Origin of the sequence: uncultured Ralstonia sp. (genome assembly GCA_913056305.1) — a bacterium.
GTDB lineage: Bacteria > Pseudomonadota > Gammaproteobacteria > Burkholderiales > Burkholderiaceae > Ralstonia.
This window is the reverse complement of sequence record CAJXMR010000110.1, coordinates 1-14,894: the sequence shown is the minus strand read 5'-3', so window position 1 is coordinate 14,894 and position 14,894 is coordinate 1. Positions and strand designations below refer to the sequence as shown.

At 64.5% G+C, this 14,894-nt stretch carries 16 protein-coding genes and 1 pseudogene; 11 read left to right on the top strand and 6 right to left on the bottom strand.

Annotation, left to right across the window (positions count from 1 at the left end):
• Together QZ609_RS16600 and phaZ are read left to right on the top strand one after the other, a co-directional pair.
• Positions 1–682 (top strand): aminotransferase class I/II-fold pyridoxal phosphate-dependent enzyme (locus QZ609_RS16600; RefSeq protein ID WP_295497130.1); only part of this gene is annotated, 682 nt, incomplete at its 5' end.
• Between the two features lie 203 nt (positions 683–885).
• Positions 886–2,157 carry a polyhydroxyalkanoate depolymerase gene (gene phaZ, locus QZ609_RS16595; protein WP_295497128.1) on the top strand — a complete coding sequence of 424 codons (1,272 nt, stop codon included), beginning with the start codon at positions 886–888 and terminating at the stop codon, positions 2,155–2,157.
• 63 nt (positions 2,158–2,220) lie between these two features.
• Here phaZ and QZ609_RS16590 read toward each other — a convergent pair whose 3' ends face one another.
• Complete coding sequence (locus tag QZ609_RS16590; protein ID WP_295497126.1) at positions 2,221–2,925, bottom strand: TetR/AcrR family transcriptional regulator; 705 nt, start codon at positions 2,923–2,925, stop codon at positions 2,221–2,223.
• Positions 2,926–3,331: 406 nt separating this feature from the next.
• Between QZ609_RS16590 and rsxB the strand changes: the two genes are divergently transcribed.
• The 3 genes from rsxB (at position 3,332) to QZ609_RS16575 (ending at position 5,695) form a co-directional block, all read left to right on the top strand.
• Entirely contained in the window at positions 3,332–4,162 is an 831-nt protein-coding gene (rsxB, locus tag QZ609_RS16585; protein WP_295497132.1) for an electron transport complex subunit RsxB, read from the top strand.
• A gap of 10 nt (positions 4,163–4,172) precedes the next feature.
• Positions 4,173–4,817 carry an endonuclease III gene (nth, locus tag QZ609_RS16580; protein ID WP_295497123.1) on the top strand — a complete coding sequence of 215 codons (645 nt, stop codon included), beginning with the start codon at positions 4,173–4,175 and terminating at the stop codon, positions 4,815–4,817.
• A gap of 146 nt (positions 4,818–4,963) precedes the next feature.
• Positions 4,964–5,695, top strand: coding sequence for an MBL fold metallo-hydrolase (locus QZ609_RS16575; protein WP_295497120.1), 732 nt, complete (start codon positions 4,964–4,966; stop codon positions 5,693–5,695).
• A 55-nt stretch (positions 5,696–5,750) separates the two neighbouring features.
• Here QZ609_RS16575 and QZ609_RS16570 read toward each other — a convergent pair whose 3' ends face one another.
• Positions 5,751–6,338, bottom strand: coding sequence for a malonic semialdehyde reductase (locus QZ609_RS16570; protein WP_295497118.1), 588 nt, complete (start codon positions 6,336–6,338; stop codon positions 5,751–5,753).
• Positions 6,339–6,971: 633 nt separating this feature from the next.
• Between QZ609_RS16570 and QZ609_RS16565 the strand changes: the two genes are divergently transcribed.
• Positions 6,972–8,750: a peptidase S1 gene (locus QZ609_RS16565; RefSeq protein WP_295497116.1), complete on the top strand. Its 1,779-nt coding sequence runs from the start codon at positions 6,972–6,974 to the stop codon at positions 8,748–8,750.
• A gap of 65 nt (positions 8,751–8,815) precedes the next feature.
• On the opposite strand, the gene QZ609_RS16560 is transcribed toward QZ609_RS16565, so the two are convergent.
• Complete coding sequence (locus QZ609_RS16560) at positions 8,816–9,754, bottom strand: DMT family transporter (protein WP_295497114.1); 939 nt, start codon at positions 9,752–9,754, stop codon at positions 8,816–8,818.
• 110 nt (positions 9,755–9,864) lie between these two features.
• Between QZ609_RS16560 and QZ609_RS16555 the strand changes: the two genes are divergently transcribed.
• Positions 9,865–10,299, top strand: coding sequence for a DUF1841 family protein (locus QZ609_RS16555; protein ID WP_295497111.1), 435 nt, complete (start codon positions 9,865–9,867; stop codon positions 10,297–10,299).
• 69 nt (positions 10,300–10,368) lie between these two features.
• Here the strand turns inward: QZ609_RS16555 and QZ609_RS16550 are convergent, their stop codons facing one another.
• Both QZ609_RS16550 and QZ609_RS16545 read right to left on the bottom strand, forming a co-directional pair.
• The gene (locus QZ609_RS16550) at positions 10,369–10,755 is read right to left on the bottom strand and encodes a cytochrome c (RefSeq protein WP_295497108.1); all 387 of its coding nucleotides are present in this window, start codon (positions 10,753–10,755) and stop codon (positions 10,369–10,371) included.
• 11 nt (positions 10,756–10,766) lie between these two features.
• Positions 10,767–11,114 carry a cytochrome c gene (locus tag QZ609_RS16545; protein ID WP_295497105.1) on the bottom strand — a complete coding sequence of 116 codons (348 nt, stop codon included), beginning with the start codon at positions 11,112–11,114 and terminating at the stop codon, positions 10,767–10,769.
• A 315-nt stretch (positions 11,115–11,429) separates the two neighbouring features.
• On the opposite strand from QZ609_RS16545, the gene QZ609_RS16540 reads away from it, so the two are divergent.
• The 4 genes from QZ609_RS16540 to QZ609_RS16525 all read left to right on the top strand — a co-directional run bounded on the left by QZ609_RS16540 (position 11,430) and on the right by QZ609_RS16525 (position 14,672).
• Positions 11,430–12,311: a MoxR family ATPase gene (locus tag QZ609_RS16540; protein ID WP_295497104.1), complete on the top strand. Its 882-nt coding sequence runs from the start codon at positions 11,430–11,432 to the stop codon at positions 12,309–12,311.
• Between the two features lie 13 nt (positions 12,312–12,324).
• The gene (locus QZ609_RS16535) at positions 12,325–12,933 is read left to right on the top strand and encodes a GNAT family protein (protein ID WP_295497101.1); all 609 of its coding nucleotides are present in this window, start codon (positions 12,325–12,327) and stop codon (positions 12,931–12,933) included.
• Between the two features lie 16 nt (positions 12,934–12,949).
• Complete coding sequence (locus QZ609_RS16530; RefSeq protein ID WP_295497099.1) at positions 12,950–14,125, top strand: VWA domain-containing protein; 1,176 nt, start codon at positions 12,950–12,952, stop codon at positions 14,123–14,125.
• Positions 14,126–14,273: 148 nt separating this feature from the next.
• A complete protein-coding gene (locus QZ609_RS16525) occupies positions 14,274–14,672 on the top strand; it encodes a nuclear transport factor 2 family protein (RefSeq protein ID WP_182594264.1) in 399 nt (132 codons plus the stop codon).
• Positions 14,673–14,742: 70 nt separating this feature from the next.
• Here QZ609_RS16525 and QZ609_RS26795 read toward each other — a convergent pair.
• Positions 14,743–14,894 (bottom strand): annotated as a pseudogene (locus QZ609_RS26795) (spermidine synthase); the annotation flags it as partial.

Below are 14,894 nucleotides of genomic sequence, written 5' to 3'. Positions count from 1 at the left end.
GCCGAACACGATCGTCGTGCTGCACGCCTGCTGCCACAACCCGACCGGCGTGGACCTGTCGCCCGAGCAGTGGAAGCAAGTCGTGGAAGTCATCAAGGCCCGCGGCCTGATCCCATTCCTCGACATGGCGTACCAGGGCTTCGCCGACGGCATCGACCAGGACGGCCTGGCCGTGCGCCTGTTTGCCGACTCCGGCCTGTCGTTCTTCGTGTCGAGCTCGTTCTCGAAGTCGTTCTCGCTGTACGGCGAGCGCGTCGGCGCGCTGTCGATCGTCACCACCAGCAAGGACGAAGCGACCCGCGTGCTGTCGCAGGTCAAGCGCGTGATCCGCACCAACTACTCCAACCCGCCGACGCACGGTGGCACGGTGGTCGCGACGGTGCTGACCAACCCTGAACTGCGCGCGATGTGGGAGCAGGAACTGGGCGAGATGCGTGACCGCATCAAGTCGATGCGCAACGCGCTGGTCGACAAGCTGGCCGCCAAGGGTGTGGCGACGGATTTCTCGTTCGTGAAGGCCCAGCGCGGCATGTTCTCGTACTCGGGCCTGAGCTCGGCCCAGGTGGACCGCCTGCGCAACGAGCACGGCATCTATGCTGTGTCGACCGGCCGTATCTGCGTGGCTGCGTTGAATTCGCACAACATCGACGCCGTGGTCAACGCCATCGCCGACGTGCTGTAAGCAGCATGCCCGCAGGGCAATTGCAAAAAGAAAAGCGGCTTCGGCCGCTTTTTTGTTGCATCTCGCTAGACTGACACGGGCGCATCATACAAGGGAGTTCACACTCCGTATCAGGGTTTCTGCTGCATCGCAGTATCATGCCCTCAGGTGCATAATTTAGAAAACCGTTTGCGCTCCCTCGCCACCACCGATCGGTCCTGCCCATGCTTTACCAGCTCCACGAATTCCAGCGTGCCCTGCTCAGCCCAATGACGGCCTGGGCCCAAGCCACCGCCAAGACCTTCACCAACCCACTGAGCCCGCTGTCGCTGCTGCCCGGCTCGCAACGCTATGCCGCGGGCTACGAGCTGCTATATCGCCTGGGCAAGGAATATGAGAAGCCGGAGTTCGGCATCCGCTCGGTCAAGTCCAACGGCCGCGACATCCCGATCGTCGAGCAGACCATCATCGAGAAGCCGTTCTGCCGCCTGATCCGCTTCAAGCGCTACGCCGACGATCCGGAAACCATCAAGCTGCTCAAGGATGAGCCCGTGGTGCTGGTGTGCGCCCCGCTGTCGGGCCACCACTCCACGTTGCTGCGCGACACCGTGCGCACGCTGCTGCAGGATCACAAGGTGTACGTGACCGACTGGATCGACGCCCGCATGGTGCCGGCCGAGGCCGGGGCGTTCCACCTGTCGGACTACATCAACTACATCCGCGAGTTCATCAACCACATCGGCGCCGACAAGCTGCATGTGATCTCGGTGTGCCAGCCGACTGTGCCGGTGCTGGCCGCCATCTCGCTGATGGCCTCGGATGGCGAGAAGACCCCGCGCACCATGACCATGATGGGCGGCCCGATCGACGCGCGTAAGAGCCCGACCGCCGTCAACTCGCTGGCGACCAACAAGTCGCACAGCTGGTTCGAGACCAACGTGATCTACACCGTGCCGGCCAATTACCCGGGCCACGGCCGCCGCGTCTATCCGGGCTTCCTGCAGCACGCCGGCTTCGTGGCAATGAACCCGGACCGGCACGTTTCGTCGCACTACGATTACTACCTGAGCCTGATCGAAGGTGACACCGAAGACGCCGAACAGCACGTGCGCTTCTACGACGAATACAACGCCGTGCTCGACATGGCCGCCGACTACTACCTCGAGACCATCCGCGACGTGTTCCAGGAGTTCCATCTCGCCAACGGCACCTGGGTGATCGAAGGCAAGCCGGTGCGCCCGCAGGACATCAAGGGCACCGCGCTGTTCACCATCGAGGGCGAACTGGACGACATCTCCGGCAGCGGTCAGACCGAAGCGGCGCACGACCTGTGCACCGGCATCCCGAAGACGCGCAAGCAGCACCTGACCGCACCCAAGTGCGGCCACTACGGCATCTTCTCGGGCCGCCGCTGGCGCGAACACGTGTATCCGCAGTTGCGTGACTTCATCCGCCGCTACGAGGAGAACGCGCCGCGCATCAAGGCCGTCGCGTGACTCCAGGCGCGCCAAACAAAAAAGCCTCGCTAGTCGCGAGGCTTTTTTTATTGCGACGTCAACTCAGGCCGCCGGCCGCTCCAGGTACGACAGCAGCATCTGGATATGCAGTTGCGCGAACGCTTCGTGCTCATCCGCCGAGGCAATGTCGCGGCCGACCACCGCGCTGATCGTGTAGCGGTTGGACAGCACGTAGTAGCCCAACGCCGAGATGGTCAGATACAGCCGCGACACGTCGACGTCATCCCGGAACATGCCCGCGCGCTGCCCACGCCCAACCACGCCGCGCAGCATCTCGATGACCGGATTGACCAGTTGCGCCAGGTGCGGCGACGTCTTCAGGTGCCGTGCCTCGTGCAGGTTCTCGCTGTTGAGCAGGCGAATGAACTCGGGGTTCTCGTAATAGAAATCCCAGACGAAGCGGGCGAGCTGGGTGACCGCCTCGCGCGGGTCGGTCGACGCGATCTGCACCTGCTCTTCGGCCTCCTTGAAGCGGAAGTACATGTGCTCGAGCACCGCCAGGAAGAGCTTCTCCTTGCTGCCGTAGTAGTAGTACAGCATGCGCTCGTTGGTCTCGGCACGGCGGGCGATGGCGTCCACGCGCGCGCCGGCAAAACCGCCGCGCGAGAACTCCTCGATGGCCGCGCTCAGGATGCGGCGGCGCGTGCCGGCAGGGTCGCGACGTGCGCGCGGCGCGCCAGAACCGCCCTGGGTGGCATCGGCAGGCAAGTCGATGTCTGCGAGCGGCGCGGCGGGAGAAGACGGCATGGAGCGGAGATCCGTTAGAACCAACGGATTATGTCATAGGGTCAAGGACGCTCCGCCGCAGGCATGGTCAGGGCATGCACCGCTTGCGCACGCGGCAAATCGGCGATAATGGCAAGCTATTCAACCGATTAGGGTCTGTTGACACCTAAAACGTACGCACGCAAGGGACAGACGGGCCGCAGGGCTAGGCGTGGGCGGCGCCGCTTGGGTCTGCCAAGCAAGCCGATCACAACAACGCCATGCGGCCCATCTGTCCCTTGCCCTCCGGGTTGGCCCGAGCGGGGGCCATCTGCCTTGTCGGCGCGCCTTGCAAAGGGAATGACCCTTTGCGGCGGCGTCCTTCGCGCATCTGGCCCCCGCTCGGGCCAACGTGCGCACGTTTTAGATGTCAACAGACCCTACCATCGTGGTTTCCTTGGCCCCGTCCCTCGCCGACCGGCTCGAAGACCTCCTGCCGCAGACGCAATGCACCAAGTGCGGCTACAACGGCTGCCGCCCCTACGCCGAGGCGATGGAGCGCGGTGAAGCGCTGCCCAACCGCTGCCCGCCCGGCGGCGTGGAGGGCATCCGCCGCCTGTCCGAGGCGCTCGGCCAGCGCCGCGACACTGCGGGCCCGTTGCTGGCGCTGGACCCCGCCAACGGTGTTGAGCACCCCCGCGCCGTGGCCGTGATCGACCCGGAACGCTGCATCGGCTGCACGCTGTGCATCCAGGCCTGCCCGGTCGATGCCATCGTCGGCGCACCCAAGGCGATGCACGTGGTGCTGGAGGACTGGTGCACCGGTTGCGACCTATGCGTCGCGCCCTGCCCGGTCGACTGCATCGACATGGTCCCGACCACCGGCGAGCGCACCGGCTGGGACGCCTGGAGCCAACCGCAGGCCGATCTCGCCCGCGACCGCTACGTCTTCCGCAACGCACGCCTCGCACGCGAGAAAACCGAGAACGAAGCGCGCCTGGCCGCCAAGGCCGCCGCCAAACTGGCGGCCGTGAGCGCCGAGCAGCCCGCCGATGACGCCGAACGCGCCGCGCAGGACCGCAAGAAAGCGATCATCGCCGCCGCCATCGAGCGCGCCCGCCAGAAACAGGCCGAGATGGCCGCTCATGGGCAAGGTCCGCGCAACGTCACCAACGTCTCGGCCGACGTACAGGCCCAGATCGACGAGGCCGAAGCCCGCCGCAAGCGCATCGCCGATCTGGCCGACTCCAACGCCAAACCCGACGCCGACCAACCCTGACGCCCCGCCGATGAACCCCGCCAAGCGCCGCGCCATCTTCGAGACCCTGCGCGAGAACAACCCGACGCCGACCACCGAGCTGGAATACACCACGCCGTTCGAGCTGCTGATCGCGGTGCTGCTCTCCGCCCAGGCGACCGACGTGGGCGTGAACAAGGCCACGCGCAAGCTGTTTCCGGTGGCCGATACGCCGGCCAAGATGCTGGCGCTGGGCGAGGCAGGGCTGACCGAATACATCAAGACCATCGGCCTGTACCGCACCAAGGGCAAGCACATTCTGCAGACCTGCCGCATCCTGCTCGACCAGTACGGCGGGCAGGTGCCGCGCGACCGCGCCGCGCTGGAAGCGCTGCCGGGCGTGGGCCGCAAGACGGCCAACGTGGTGATGAACACGGCCTTCGGCGAGCCGACCATCGCGGTGGATACGCATATCTTTCGCGTGGCCAATCGCACCGGGCTGGCGCCGGGCAAGAACGTGCTGGAAGTCGAGCTGAAGCTCTTGAAGGTGGTGCCGGAGGAGTTTCGCCAGGACGCGCACCACTGGCTGATCCTGCACGGGCGCTACGTCTGCAAGGCGCGCAAGCCCGAATGCTGGCACTGCGCGATCGAGCCGCTGTGCGAGTTCAAGCCAAAGACGCCGGCGCCGCAGGAATAAGCGCTGCGGATTCGCCGTCCCCTATTTGAGCAGCGGGCAAAGGCGCCTACTGCTCGAGGCGACTTGCAGGTTCCCGAACGCCCTCACCGCGTCACCGTGCTGCCTATACTGGCCACAATCCTTGCTTCAGACCTCGGGGGTGGCGAATGGCAATCACGAACCGACTGTCGGGAACGAATGTGTGCGAGGTTGCCGACGGCATCTACCGTATCAACACGCCAGTCCAGATTCCAGGGGCGGGCGGCTTCTCGTTCAACCAGTACCTCATCGCGGACGATGCGCCGCTGCTGTTTCATACCGGCCCGCGCAAGATGTTCCCGCTCGTTCGGGAAGCCGTCGCTAGTGTGTTGCCGGTCGATCAGCTTCGCTATGTCGCCCTCTCTCACGTCGAAGCCGACGAGTGTGGTTCGCTCAACGAATGGTTGAGTGTTGCGCCCCAGTCCTTGCCATTGTGCGGCACGGTCGCCGCGCTGGTGTCGATCGGGGATCTTGCGGACCGGGCACCCAGGGCACTTACCGACGGAGAAGTGGTTTCCCTGGGGACACATCGCGTTCGCTGGCTCGATACCCCGCATCTCCCACATGCTTGGGAATGCGGATTCCTGGTGGAGGAAAGCACGCGCACCTTGCTCTGCGGTGACCTCTTCACCCAGCCGGGCGCGGACCTGCCGCCTCTGACCGAGTCGGATATTCTGGGGCCAAGCGAGGCTTTCCGGCATCAGTTGGATTACTACTCGCACACCATGAATGCTCGGCCGCTGTTTGAAAAGCTGGTCTCCGCCGAGCCGGCCACCCTCGCGTGCATGCACGGCAGCGCGTGGCATGGCGATGGCGCGAAACTGCTGCGTGCACTGATGGACGCACTGTCTATCCAGTAAAAAAGCCCCTGCGATTGCGCACAGGGGCCTGACAGTTGATCGCACGCTTGAGCGATCAGAGGATCTTGCAAGCCTCTTCGAACGACAGGCGCGGGTTGCGCGGATGCAGCTTGTCCGCGTCGCCATAGCCGATGTTGATGATGAAGTTGGCCTTCCACTGGCCGTCCGCGAAGAACGTCTCGTTCACCTTGTTGGCATCGAAGCCGGCCATCGGGCCGCAATCCAGGCCCAGCGCGCGGGCTGCGATCACCAGGTAGCCGCCCTGCAGCGAGCTGTTCATCAGCGCGGCGGCGTTGATCTTGGCCTGGTCGCCGGCGTACCACGAGCGCGCATCGACGTGCGGGAACAGCTTGGGCAGCTGCTCATGGAATTGCGTGTCATACGCCACGATGACGGTCACAGGCGCCTGGCGCGTCTTCTCCTGGTTGCCGGCCGACATGCACGGGACCAGGCGTTCCTTAGCAGCCGCGCTCTTGACGAACACGAAGCGGGCCGGCGTGCTGTTGGCGGCGGTCGGGCCGTATTTGACGGTGTCGTACAGCGTGTTCAGCAGTTCGTCATCGACCGGCTTGTCCAGCCACACGCTGTGGGTGCGGGCTTCGTGGAACAGTTGGTCCAGTGCGGACGGTTCAAGCGTGGGCATTGCTGCGTGCTCCAGAATAAAGGCAAGGAGCGCATTGTAAGGCCGCTCGACGTTTCCGTCAGGCGGTGCCTGCCTGCCCCGGCACCGATCGCTACCTTGCCGCGACACCACCCTGGCCACAACGGTAGCAACGGCACGTCAGCGCGCGTTCAATGGCGCTTATCACGCAAGGCGATTTAAATCGATATCGCTTTAATCACCCAAAACAAACTACAGAAAAACGGACTTTACATCCGCTTCCTGACGAACTACTTTTCTCGACATTGATTTAACGGCGGGCCAATGCATCACGCCACACGCACTTCGAAACCCTTCGAAGCGCGTTGCAGACATGCGCGCCTGCGTTTTTCGGCGCGCGTGCCACCCTGGCGCAAACGCCTAGCCACGGCCGTTCTTGCCAACCACGCCTGTTCAATTGGAAGCCACGCGCCTCCAGGGGATCGCTTTATCTTCTGAATTGATTTTGTAGTAATTACGCCTGCCACAAGCAGGAATGGAAATATTCGGCTTGCGCTTTCCACAAATTACAAAACGCGATCCGAATATGGAGCCTCGCTTAAAACCCTGCGTTTTAGGCGACGGCGTTTATCACCTTGAAGAAGGGTCATTATCGTCATGAAGAAATCCAGGTTTTTGACCAGCGATTTTGCAGGACACCCCAAAACCCTCGGGGCCGCGCTTGCGGCGGCGGCGCTGTCGGCCGTGCTGCTGGCCGGCTGCGGCGGCGATGATTCGCCCACGGCCAGCTCGGGAGGCCTGGCCGCCAACGCCGGCGCGGCGACCACCCAGCCGGTGACGGCCGCGGACCAGCCGCTGGTCGACAACACCATCTACGGCACCGGCCCCAACGACGCCCTGCCGCCCAACAATATCGATGAGACGGCCGCCGTGACCCACCACAAGGTGACGGTCAACGGCCAGAGCGTCAGCTACACGGCCACTGCCGGCCACCTGACGACGATCGACCCCGTCACATCGCAGCCCAACGCGAAAATGTTCTACGTGGCCTACACGCAGGACAATCCCGATCCGTCGAAGCCGCGCCCCGTGACCTTCTTCTACAACGGCGGCCCCGGTTCGTCGTCGGTCTACCTACTGCTTGGCTCGTTCGGGCCGAGGCGCCTGCAGTCATCGTTCCCGAACTTCACGCCGCCCGCGCCGTACAAGCTGCTCGACAACCCGGACAGCCTGCTCGACCGCTCCGACCTCGTGTTCATCAACCCGGTCGGCACCGGCTACTCGGCGGCAATCTCCCCCGCCAAGAACAAGGACTTCTGGGGCGTGGACCAGGACGCCAAGTCGATCGACCGCTTCATCCAGCGCTACCTGACCAAGTACTCGCGCTGGGATTCGCCGAAGTTCCTGTTTGGCGAATCGTACGGGACGCCACGCAGCGCGGTGACGTCGTGGAAGCTGCATGAGGACGGCATCGAGCTGAACGGGATCGTGCTGCAATCGTCGATCCTTGACTACTCGAATGCGCTCGCCGCCACCGGCACATTCCCGACGCTCGCCGCCGACGCGTTCTACTGGAAGAAGACGACGCTCAATCCGCAGCCGACCGACCTCGACAGCTACATGGCACAAGCGCGCAACTACGCGGACAACACGCTCGCACCGCTCGCCCAGGCGCCCAACCCGCAGGACGGCGGCCTGGTCAACGTGCGCCTGAACCTGAACCTGTCCGCCGCGCAGCAGATGGGCTCGTACATCGGCACCGATCCGCTCGCGCTGATCCAGACCTTCGGCAACCCGGCGGCGCTCGGCAACGTGCCGTCGCAAAACAACAACCCGCCGCTCACGTTCTTCCTGTCGCTGGTGCCGGGCATCCAGATCGGCCAGTACGACGGTCGCGCGAACTACACGGGTCTGGGCATCGCGCCGTTCATCAACCCGAACTCGGGCGGCAACGATCCGTCGATCAACAACGTCAGCGGGGCGTACACGGTGTTGTGGAACAACTACCTGAATACCGAGTTGAAGTACACGTCGACGTCGTCGTTCCTTGACCTGAACGACCTGGTCTTCAACAACTGGGACTTCAGCCATACCGACCCAACGGGCGCGAACCGAGGCGGCGGCAACACGCTGTACACGGCGGGCGACCTGGCCTCGACGATGAGCCTGAACCCGGACCTGAAGGTGCTGTCGGCCAACGGCTACTACGATGCGGTGACGCCGTTCCACCAGACCGAGCTGACGCTGCAGCAAATGCCGCTCGATCCGACCATCAAGGCGAAGAACCTGACGATCAAGAACTACCCGTCGGGCCACATGATCTATCTGAACGATGCGTCGCGTACGGCGATGAAGGGCGACCTCGCCTCGTTCTACGATGGCGTGATGGCGAACCGTGCGGCCCTGATGCGGGTGCAGAGCCTGCAGCGCCCGCCCGGTGGGCCGAAGAAGTAATCGCCTGAAAGTGGAATGACAACCTGCCCGGTTCGCGCCGGGCAGTTTTCATTTGGGGCGGCCGCTCAGGCCATGTCGTCTGCGCGATGCCCCGCAGGCTTCGCGTCGGCACGCGTGAGCCACAGCACGCCCGCCAGGATCAGCGCCCCGCCGATCATCTGCGTGGTGCCGATCGACTCGCCCAGCAGCAACGCGGCCAGCACCACGGTCACCACCGGCTCCAGCGTGGACAGCATCGACGCCTGCGCCGCCCCCAGCTTCTGCAGGCCGGCGAAGAAGGCCAGGATGGCCACCACGGTCGACAGGCCAGCAATCGCCAGCGAGGCGGCCCAGCCGGCAACCGTGCCCGGGAACTGCGCCGGCACGCCGGCCACAGCCATGCCCGCGTAGACCACCGCTGCCGCCGTGCAGATCACCGTCGTGCACGCCAGCGGATCGACTCCGCGCGTGACGCGCGCGCCCACCGTGATGTAGATCGAATAGATCACCGCCGACGATACGCCCAGCAGCACACCGAGCGCACTGCCGCCCGACAGGCCTGCCCCGCCCACGGTCAGCCCGGCGCCGACCGAGCACAGCACCAGCGCCACCAGCGCCGCGGGCGTCAGACGTTCATGCAGAAACACGGCGGCCAGCACCGTCACGAACATCGGATACAGATACAGGAGCAACGCCACCAGGCTTGCCGGTGCGTAGTTCAGGGCCGTGAAGAACGTGAACGACTGGCCCGCATAGCCGATCCCGCCCATGGCCGCCAGCCCCGCCACCCGCGACCACGGCGGGATGCCGATCCGGCGCACCCGCATCACCACCATCAGCGCCACGGCAGCCAGGCTGAAGCGCACCGCCAGCAGGCCGATCACGTTGGCGCCGGAGGCATAGGCGTAGTGGGTGAAGATCGCCATGGCGCCGAACGACGCGGCGGAAATGGCGATCAGCAGCACGCCAAGAAGTTTGTCGGCGGCACGTGCGGTCAGGCTGGCTTGAGCGGCGGGCTGTCTCATGGAATGCGGCGATGGATCGCCGTCTTGGGAAAAGGAGGCGGCCATTGTAGCGTTGGCGCCGCCCGGGGCCGGCAACGGGCAGGCGGCCATGCCGGTACAATCGCGGGATCATGTTCAATCCCACCCGCGACGAAGTTCGCCAGTTTTTCTGCGGCGCCTGGCGCAAGCATCGCCAGGCTGAAATCCTCACGCCGCTCGAAGCCATGGCGGTCGACTGGATGCAGCAGCATCCCGAATACCACGACACCCTGGACGCCGGCGACGAGGCCCTCGCCCGTGACTACACGCCCGAGAGCGGCCAGAGCAACCCGTTCCTGCACCTGTCGATGCACCTGTCGATCAGCGAGCAGGTGTCGGTGGACCAGCCGCGCGGCATCCGCGCCGCGTACGAGGCGCTGGCCCAGCGGCTCGATTCGCCGCACGAGGCGCAGCATCAGGTGATGGAATGCCTCGGCCAGATGCTGTGGACGGCCCAACGCACCGGTCTGCCGCCAGACGGCGAGGCGTATATCGAATGCGTGCGCAAGCGCGCTACTGCCCGCTAACGTTCCGCCACCATCTGCCCAATAAAAAACCGCTCCGAGGAGCGGTTTTCTTTTGCCTGCGCAGGCAGCTTACTTCTTCTGCACCAGCGAGCCGGGCAGCGACTCGACGTAGGCGGCGATGTCCTTGAGTTCCGCCTGCGTGAACGGACGCGGCTTGCCGTCGGCGCCGGCGGTGGCCGGGTTGGCGTTCACCTGGCCGGCCATGATGGCATTGCTGCGACCCATCAGCGGGTTGTTGCTGGTCTGGTAGGCCAGCAGCGCGTGGTAGATGTAGTCGCCGTGCTGGCCGGCGAGCTTCGGGTAGTCCGGCGAGATCGGGGCATTCAGGCCAGCGCCGTGGCAGGCCACGCAACCGCCCTTCTCCACCAGCTGCTTGCCCTTCTCCAAATCAGCCGCCTGAACCGAGACGGCAGCGCCCAGCACCAACGCGCCCAGACCGAGCGAGATCTTCTTCATATTCGTCCTCGTCACTTCAGGGGGTTGTTGGGCGTGGCGGCGGTCTGCGCCGAGTAGTACGCGGCGAGATCGGCGATGTCCTGGTCGGTGAGCGACCCGGCGATGGCACGCATGGTCGGGTGCTTGCGGTCGCCCTTCTGGTAGGCGTGCAACGCGCTTTCGATGTACTTGGCGTTCTGGCCGCCCAGGTAGGGCACGCGATACACCTCGGGGAATGACGCCTTGTAGTCGGGGATGGCATGGCACCCGACGCACATCGCAACCTTGGTCTTGGCGGCGTCGGCATTGCCCTGGATGTCGGCGGCAAACGCCGACGCAGCCAACGCGCCCAATGCCACCATGGTGAGGATCTTTTTCATCGTTCTTAAGCGTGGAGTTCAGAATCCTGCTCGCCCCGCCCGCTCTACCATCGGCCGGCTGTCTCTCTAGGGCGCCTTCACCGGCTGCTGGCGCTACTTGCAAGAGGCCATAAGACGGTCGTTTGAGGTGCGTCAAACCGGCGCATTGTACCGCACGGATTTTTTTTCAGTCCAGTTAGGGGTCCCGTGACTTGACAGGGGCCAATGCCCCAGCGTCGGGCGGCCGAACGCCCCCGTGTACGCCCGGCGTCAAACGCCCAAACTCTCTTATACTGGCCGTTTCCGATTCCATTTACCGTCCAGTAGGCTTTCCCGATGAATCCCACCACGACGTCCAACGGGGCCGCCCGGGCCGCCCGCTTCGAAGGCTCCGAGCAGTACGTTGCCACCGACGACCTCAAGCTCGCCGTCAACGCCGCCATGACGCTGCAGCGCCCGCTGCTGATCAAGGGCGAGCCGGGCACGGGCAAGACCATGCTGGCCGAGGAAGTGGCTGCCGCGCTGGGCATGCCGCTGCTGCAGTGGCACGTGAAATCGACCACCAAGGCGCAGCAGGGCCTGTATGAATACGACGCCGTCTCGCGCCTGCGCGACTCGCAACTGGGCGACGACAAGGTCCACGACATCCGCAACTACATCGTCAAGGGCGTGCTGTGGCAGGCCTTCGAGGCCGACCAGCAAGTCGTGCTGCTGATCGACGAGATCGACAAGGCCGACATCGAATTCCCCAACGACCTGCTGCGCGAGCTCGATCGCATGGAGTTCTACGTGTACGAGACGCGCGAGACCATCCGTGCGAAGCACCGGCCGCTGGTGATCATCACGTCGAACAACGAGAAGGAGCTGCCGGACGCCTTCCTGCGCCGCTGCTTCTTCCACTACATCAAGTTTCCGGATGCGCAGACGATGCAGGCGATCGTCGACGTGCACTATCCCGGCATCAAGCCGGCACTGATCACCGCCGCGCTCGATGCGTTCTACGAGATGCGCAACCTGCCGGGCCTGAAGAAGAAGCCGTCCACTTCCGAACTGATCGACTGGCTCAAGCTGCTGCTGGCCGAGGACATCCCGCCCGAGACGCTGCGCAGCCAGGACAAGAACGCCGCCATCCCGCCGCTGCACGGCGCGCTGCTCAAGAACGAGCAGGACGTGCACCTGTTCGAGCGCCTCGTGTTCATGAACCGCGCCAACCGCTGAGCGAGGCCGGTCTATGTCGCGTTTCATCGAACCCGTCACCCTGTCCGGGCAGCACGCCTGGCTGGAGCCGCTGGGCCGCGAGCACGAAGACGAGGTGCGCGCCGCCGCCGCGGACGGCGAGCTGTGGAAGCTCTGGTACACCTCGGTGCCGTCGCCGGAGAAGACTGGCGCCTGGCTCGACATCGCCCTCGACATGCGCGAGCGGCTGGACGCCATGCCCTTCGTGATCCGCGACGTGCACGACGGAAAGCCCGGCAAGGTGGTCGGCTCCACGCGTCTGTTCAATGTGGATGCGGCCAACAAGCGGCTGGAGATCGGCCACACGTGGTACGCGAAATCCGTGCAGCGCACCGCCGTCAACACCGAATGCAAGCTGTTGCTGCTCACGCACGCGTTCGAGACGCTGGGCTGCATTGCGGTGGAGTTCCGCACGCACTGGATGAACCACCAGAGCCGCGCCGCCATCGCCCGCCTGGGCGCCAAGCAGGACGGCGTGCTGCGCAATCACCAGCGCATGCCGGACGGCAGCTTCCGCGACACGGTGGTGTTCTCCATCATCGAATCCGAGTGGCTGACGGTGAAACGCCACCTGCAATACAAGCTGGAGCAGCCGCGCGATTGAAGCGCAGGAGACCGCCATGCTGATCGATTTCTTCTTCACCCTGCGGCACGCCAAGCTGCCGGTCTCGGTTAAGGAATACCTGACGCTGCTCGAAGGGCTCAAGCAGCAGGTCATCGCGCCGTCGCTCGACGAGTTCTACTTCCTCTCCCGCATGACGCTGGTGAAGGACGAGAAGCACTACGACAAGTTCGACCAGGCTTTCGGCGCCTACTTCAAGGGCGTGGAAGGCGCGGTCGACTGGCGCGCGGACATTCCGCTGGACTGGCTGACCAAGAAGCTCGAGCGTGAATTGACGCCCGAAGAAAAAGCCAAGATCGAGGCCATGGGCGGCCTCGACAAGCTGATGGAGCGCCTGAAGGAGCTGCTGGGCGAGCAACACGAGCGCCACGAAGGCGGCAACAAGTGGATCGGCACCGGCGGCACCTCGCCGTTCGGGCATGGCGGCTACAACCCAGAGGGCATCCGCATCGGCGGGCCGTCCAAGGGCAACCGCACGGCGGTCAAGGTGTGGGAAGCGCGCGCGTATCGGGACTACGACGACACCGTCGAACTCGGCACCCGCAACATCAAGGTCGCGCTGCGCCGCCTGCGCAAGTTCGCCCGTGATGGCGCCGACATCGAGCTGGACTTGGACGACACCATCCACTCCACCGCCGCCAACGCCGGCCTGCTCGATATCAAGATGCGCCCCGAGCGGCACAACAACGTCAAGGTGCTGATGCTGATGGACGTGGGCGGCTCGATGGACGACCACATCAAGCGCGTGGAAGAACTCTTCTCCGCCGCCAAAACCGAGTTCAAGCACCTCGAGTATTACTACTTCCACAACTGCGTCTACGAATGGCTGTGGAAGAACAACCGCCGCCGTCATGCGGAGCGGTTCTCCACCTGGGACGTTATCCGCAAATACCCGCCCGACTACAAACTGATCTTCGTGGGCGATGCGACCATGAGCCCGTACGAAATCCTGCAGGCGGGCGGCTCGGTCGAATACAACAACGCCGAAGCGGGCGCCACGTGGCTCAAGCGCCTGATCGAACAGTTCCCGAAGTTCGTCTGGCTCAACCCCGAGCCGGAGGGCCTGTGGGAGTACCGCCAGTCCATCTCGGTCATCAATCAGATCGTTAAGACGCGGATGTATCCGGTGACGATTGCCGGGTTGGAATCGGCGATGCGGTTGTTATCCAAGTAACGCGCCTCCTCTCGTTTCTCCGGGCATGGACGCGGCGATTACCTGACGCGTAATCGACACCATCCACGGTGGCGCCGAAGATGAAGCCATCCAGCGCATGATCCGTCACCGCGCTGGGCAAGCGCCCCACTTCGAACGGAGAAACGTCATGACATCCACCCAACTCGCCGCCAACGACACGCTCGCCGATACGCTGGTCGACCGTTACATCGCCGCATGGAACGCAACAGACGCTGCGCAACGCCGCGCGCTCGTCGCGCAAACCTGGACTGAGAGCGCCACGTATGTCGATCCGCTGATGCAGGGCGCCGGCCATGACGGCATCGAGGCGCTCATTGCGGGCGTGCAGGCCAAGTTCCCGGGTTTCCGCTTTGCGCGCGACGGCGGCGCGGATGTGGTGCAGGACACGATCCGCTTCCGATGGACGCTCGGCCCCGATGGACAGGCGCTGGTCAAGGGCACCGACTTCGTGCGCCTTGAAGGTGGCCGCATGCAGGCGGTGACCGGCTTCATCGATCAAATGCCAGGCATGGGCGACGCCGCCTGAGTGCGCCTCCAAACAAAAGCAAACGCCCCGCAAATCGGGGCGTTTTGCATGGGACGGCGCGCAGCACCGATCAGATCGACAGCGCGTCTTCCTGGCCGGCGTTGGCACTGCGCAAACCGTCGGCCCAGCCCTTGGTCGGCAGCTTGAGCGAGGCCTGCAGCGCGGCGGCCCGCGTCTGCACATCTTCCCAACTGACGTGCAGCGGCGGCCCATTGAACGCCA